The organism is Chitinophaga sp. (genome assembly GCF_036569125.1).
GTDB lineage: Bacteria > Bacteroidota > Bacteroidia > Chitinophagales > Chitinophagaceae > Chitinophaga.
Window position 1 is genome coordinate 1 of record NZ_DATCRF010000593.1, and the last position, 5,512, is coordinate 5,512.

Below are 5,512 nucleotides of genomic sequence, written 5' to 3' on the forward strand. Positions count from 1 at the left end.
GTAGTGATGCCGTAGCTCCATACATCGCATTTGTCTCCGTTGTTTAAGAGATGTAGGACCTTGTTAAGGGCCCAGATATTTATAGCCATGTCGGGCATTATCATCATCATGCAAAGGCAGGGCGTATCAGATTAACGGATAGCTGTTAATCCGCTAATGTGCCAATATGCTAATGCCCTAATGCCCTATTGCCTGATTTGTTACTGGTTTCCGCCACTAGCCCCCTTTACATCCTCCCTTACTTGCACTTCACGCTCCGCGCTTTCGCAGCAGGCCGGCGGAGAACCTTGCCCGGCGCCACCGGCTTGATGCTGCCCCATCACCAAACTAAACCCTAAGTGCCAACTCAACGCCCCATAGTCATTCAAATCAGGCGGGCGCAGTTCGTAGCCGGATCTGCAAGAAAGCAACAAAGGCAATGCCTACGAGAAAGCAAAGCAGCAACCTCCAAGAAAGCAGCAACAAAGGCAATAACCCGCAAGAAAACAGCAAACAAAATTTGCATGCACTCGATAAGAAAAGCAAACAGGCCCTCCCGGATCAGCAAACCGCCAAATGCAAAAGCCGGCCACTCGCGTAGCCGGCTCTTTACAAGGAATGTCAGGACCTTATTGCTTAGATAACTTTTTCGTAGTCACTTTACCGTTATGGATCACTTTCAGCATATACGTACCTGCCGGTATATTACCCGTGGTCAGTGTTTTATTATACTGGCCGGGCTGCAGGCGCTCGCTGAGCTGCGGAGCCACTAACTTGCCGGACATATCATATATCCCCAACGTAGTATAGCTCGCTTCCTTTAACGTAAACGCGACACTTATATTGCCCCGGAACGGGTTGGGATAAGCTTTTATTTCCAGTGCTTGTATTGCCGAAGCCTTGGCATTAGTGTTAAAGGTAGCAGGGGTAGCAGCAATGCTGACGGCAGTTTTGATCCGTACCTCGGTATAGCTGTTCCAGGTATTCACCGAATTACCATGGCCTACAATTCGTACATACTTGCCCGTTTTAGCTGCAAAGGTAAAGCTTTGCAGGGCAGTGGTAGTACCGCTGCTACGCAGGTTGGTAGCGGCATTGGTCCAGTTAATACCGTCGCTGCCTACCAGTACGTCAAAGGTAGCAGTGCGGGTGTTACCCTGGTAAAAGGCAATATCCACGCCCGTTACAGAAGCGGTGTTGTTCAGGCAGAACTGGATCCACTGCGGGTTGCCATCAGCAGACCAGCGCGTGTTCAGATCATTATCCTGTACGTTGGCAGGAACATTACCATCGTTAGTGCTGGCGCTAACCGGTACACAGGCAGGCGTACCGCCGGGGAAATCATCTGCGGGGTTCAGCATACGCTCGCGGATCCAGCTGCCGGCAGGTTTCAGGCGGGCAGTGGTCCAGGGGCCGTTGGAGCAGGTTCCGGTGGTCCATACGGCGCCGGTACGGAAATCGTCGGAGAAGTTCCAGTTGGTCCAGCTGATCTTTTTGCTGCGCAGCAGGTCAATGTAACGTTGCGACATGGTAAAATCATTCGGGCCATCGCCGGTATACTCCTGGGTGCCGAACTCCGTTACAAATACCGGCAGGCGGTCAGAGCCCCAGTTGAGCTCATTATAATATTCATCCCTGTGGGAGGCTGCATAAAAGTGAAAGGTGTACATGATGTTGGGGAAGTTCACAGGATTGTTCACAATATCCTGCGCGCTGCGCCCGTCAGATATACCAAAGGACGACCAGCCATGCGTACCGATCAGGATCACCGCATCATTATCAATGGCGCGGATCACGGGAATGATCTGGTCTGCATAGGATTTAATGGTACCCCAGCTAACGCCGTTAGGCTCATTACAGATGTCGTAAATAATGTTGTTCTTGTTCTTATGCTGGTTAGCAATAGCAGTGAAGAACGTTTTGGCGCGGGCCAGGTTGTAGTTGGGATCTCCGGGATCCAGCTGATGCCAGTCGACCAGCGCATACATGCCGCGCTCAGTAGCTTCTTCTATCAGGGTGTTCACCTGGGCAGTGTAACCGGAAGGGTTGGTTTCATAGCCGCCTTCCTGAACGTACAGGGATATACGAAGTATATCCGCTCCCCAGTCGCTGGACAGGGCATTCAGGGAGGCTTCTGTTAAGCAGCTTCCCCAGCCGTACCATTGAATGCCGTGGGTGCTCATGCCCCGCAGCTGAATTGGGTTGCCAAACTGGTTACATAATTTAGTGCCGATCACCTGTAGTTGTCCGTTCCTGGCTACAGGTGTTTGGGCGAACGTGGCGCGCGTGGTAATACCCAGCGCAAGGCTTAACAGCCAGCAAAGTGTGTTGATTTGTCGCATATAGTTGATGTTTAAAAAGAAGAAAAGGCGGGTTCGAGGGATAAAAGTTACACTGCGCAGCAAGGTACGCTACCGGGCTGCAGTGGCAGTACAGCGCAGTGTAACGGTAATAACAGGCATAGGGATGATGCCCTCCGCAGCCGGAAGGGGTAGGTTTTCATAGGATAATTGCAAAATGCTTAAACAGTTTGCTAAGTACAGAATGTTAATACGGGAATGTTATGTACGCATACAGTAATAACATACGTGTATGGCAACACGTTGCAAATGGCTCTTCATACAAAACGGTTTACGCCTGTTTAAAATATGGTTATACTACACTAATATATTCTTTATGGATACTAGTTTTAGCTAAATAATAAATGGTTATGGATTTTTGTACGAATGGTAAAGGTTTTTCTATGGTTTGTGCATTCGGCTTTGCTTGATTCTGTCTGTTGTGCTACCAGTTCAGTACGCCACGAAAGTATGCAATCGTTTGTACTTATGCAACATTTTTGACAGGAATTTTTTAGCAAAATCCATTTTGCAATTGTCCATTTTAGTTAAAGAAAGCCGTTGGATGGGCTTGAGATGATTGCTGGTAAAGAGTTTGGTGTTTGCCTGATGGAAGATGCCCCACGAAGAAAAATTTAGCAAAATGTGTTTGCACACATAATATCTACGGCAACGTATGTACGATGAACCCCTGCCTCGGATTTAAATATTAAGAGCGTAATAGTTAATCGCTAAACGCTAAACGCTAGAAGCTAAAAGCAGTTATTACGCTACAACAACCTATCCCGCTGCTGAGCGCGGATCATTTCAGAATAACTCTGCTTTCTGGAAAGCGCTACTACTGTTTGGGCTATACGTTTTTCTTTGGTAGGCGTTGTTTTTGCGCTCTCGATCCACTTCATAAAATAGTTGCGGTGCGACATACTAAGGCTGTTAAAATAAGCCAGCGCATCCGGATCATCTGCCAAACATTCCATCAGCTCCGGGCAGGTAACCGGAGTGGGGTTCTTATCTTCCGTAAGCTGCAGCTGCAGCATAGCGCCTTTACGCTTACCGGTGCCCTTGCGCATATCCGCATTAATGGGCAATATAAAGCTGCCCCCGCCCATGGGCATTACGGCAACCGCCTTTATCGGGAAATTATCGAGCTTACCCTTTACGCGAAAAGTTTTCCTGTTGCCCGGTTTTAGCTCCTGCGCAAGATCGGCCGGGATCTCCACGTAGCTCCAGCCCGTCTTATCGCCGTTTTCATTAAAGCTGAGTATAGTGGCAGTGAACTTGATCATAATAGCGCTAAATTACAAATTATCAGTGTCCGGGAATGAACAATGTACCATTAAAAGCGGACATCTGCATAACCGGCTAAAATATTAACTTACACATTATCAAAGTAGTAGTAAGTGGCATTTTTTATGCAGCGCTAAACCCATACTTATGTTCACAGACTATTTAAAGGCAGCCCTCCGCAATCATAAAAGGAACAGGTTATATACCATGATCAATGTTATTGGTCTGGCTATTGGCATTACGGCCGTATTGCTGGCCATCCTGTATATTAAAGATGAGAACAGCTTTGATGCCTTTCACACGCATCATAAAGATCTTTACCGCATTACCACCACCATCACCCAGGATAATAACACGCAAACCACAGGCGGCACCGGCCAGGTGCACGGGCCGGCCTTTAAGGCGCAGGTACCGGAAGTGCAGGACTTTGTAAGAATAATGGGGGGCGATATATACGGGGATGTTACAGCAAATAATAAAGTGCTGCAGCAACAGCTGTTATTTGTGGATGAGCATTTTTTTAGCCTGTTCTCGTTCCAGCTGTTAAAGGGCGATCCGCAAACAGCCCTGCAGGATATAGGCGGCGCCGTTATTACGGAAAGCACCGCATTAAAATATTTTAACCGTATTGATGTGGTAGGGCAGCTGCTAAGCATGAACGCAGACCCATCTGCCCGGAAATTAGGAAAACCCCTGGTGGTGACCGCTGTGGTAAAAGACCCGCCCCGTAATTCCTCTATCCGGTTTGATGTGCTGCTGCCTTTTCGTTTTATGCAGCTCTCATTTGAAGATACAGACTGGCGCAACCTTTACCTGAGCACCTTTGTGCTGCTACAGCCGAGGGCTGATCTTAGTGCAGTATCCCGGAAGCTTAACAATACCAGGAAAGATGCAAGCATCCGTTTTGGCTTACAAAATATAACGGACATGCACCTGCATCCTTTATACGTTGGGGCAGAGGCTGATAGCAAAGAAGGCGGTATTATCAATGGCAGCAAGCCCGTATTTTCCTGGCTGTTCCTGGGCATATCCATCTTTATTTTACTGATGGCCGGTATTAATTTCATTAACATCAGCTTAGCCGGCTCGCTCAAAAGAATAAAGGAAGTGGGCATCCGGAAAATAAATGGCAGCAGTAATGTGCAGATGATGCTGCAATTCCTGCTGGAATCAGCCGTATTGTGCCTTGTGGCCTTTTTGCTGGCATTGTTATTAACCTGGGGCGCATTGCCCACTTTTAACCAGCTAACAGGCAAAGAGCTGATCCTGGCCCAGGTGCTGGACATTTCCCTGTTGGGTTATTGTATTCTGGTATTAGCAGGGATCGTTTTACTCACCGGCGTTTATCCATCCTATGTACTATCCGGCTTAAAACCGGTGCAGGCATTGGCAGGCAGGCAAAAACTGCTGGGCCGCAATATATTGGGCCGTATGCTGATTGTTCTGCAATTCTCCCTGGCCATTTTCCTGCTGCTTTTTACGCTGTTGTTTTACCGCCAGATGAATTATGTGCGCACAAAAGACCTGGGTTATAATCCGCAGCAGGTAATACGCGCCTATATTGGCGGAGAGCCGGATCTGCCACAGGTAAAAGCCTTATTAAAGAATGAGCTGTTAAAGCAGCCTGCTGTAAAAATGGTGTCTTTCGGGGGTACCCGCAGCGGCGCCAGTCTTGTGAAAGTAAATGGCAGCAGCACTGCAGCTGCGCACATGGTAATAGATGAGGATTATTTACCGGCCATGGGCATTACACTTAGCGCGGGGCGCAATTTTTCCACTGCTTATGCTACAGATAAAACCCGGGGCGCCATTGTAAACGAAGCCTTTGTAAAAGCCGCAGGTCTTACGGATCCCATAGGTAAGCAGATCCATACAGACGAATATTTTGACAAGGATGTAAAAACCAT

At 48.0% G+C, this 5,512-nt stretch carries 3 protein-coding genes; 1 reads left to right on the top strand and 2 read right to left on the bottom strand.

Annotation, left to right across the window (positions count from 1 at the left end):
* Positions 1–608: 608 nt before the first annotated feature.
* A complete protein-coding gene (locus tag VIM87_RS22115; RefSeq protein ID WP_331999114.1) occupies positions 609–2,321 on the bottom strand; it encodes a cellulase family glycosylhydrolase in 1,713 nt (570 codons plus the stop codon).
* 767 nt (positions 2,322–3,088) lie between these two features.
* Positions 3,089–3,604, bottom strand: coding sequence for a YdeI/OmpD-associated family protein (locus VIM87_RS22120; RefSeq protein ID WP_331999115.1), 516 nt, complete (start codon positions 3,602–3,604; stop codon positions 3,089–3,091).
* 148 nt (positions 3,605–3,752) lie between these two features.
* Here VIM87_RS22120 and VIM87_RS22125 point away from each other — a divergent pair.
* Positions 3,753–5,512, top strand: a 1,760-nt coding sequence (locus VIM87_RS22125; protein ID WP_331999116.1) for an ABC transporter permease, incomplete at its 3' end; no start/stop codon positions are given.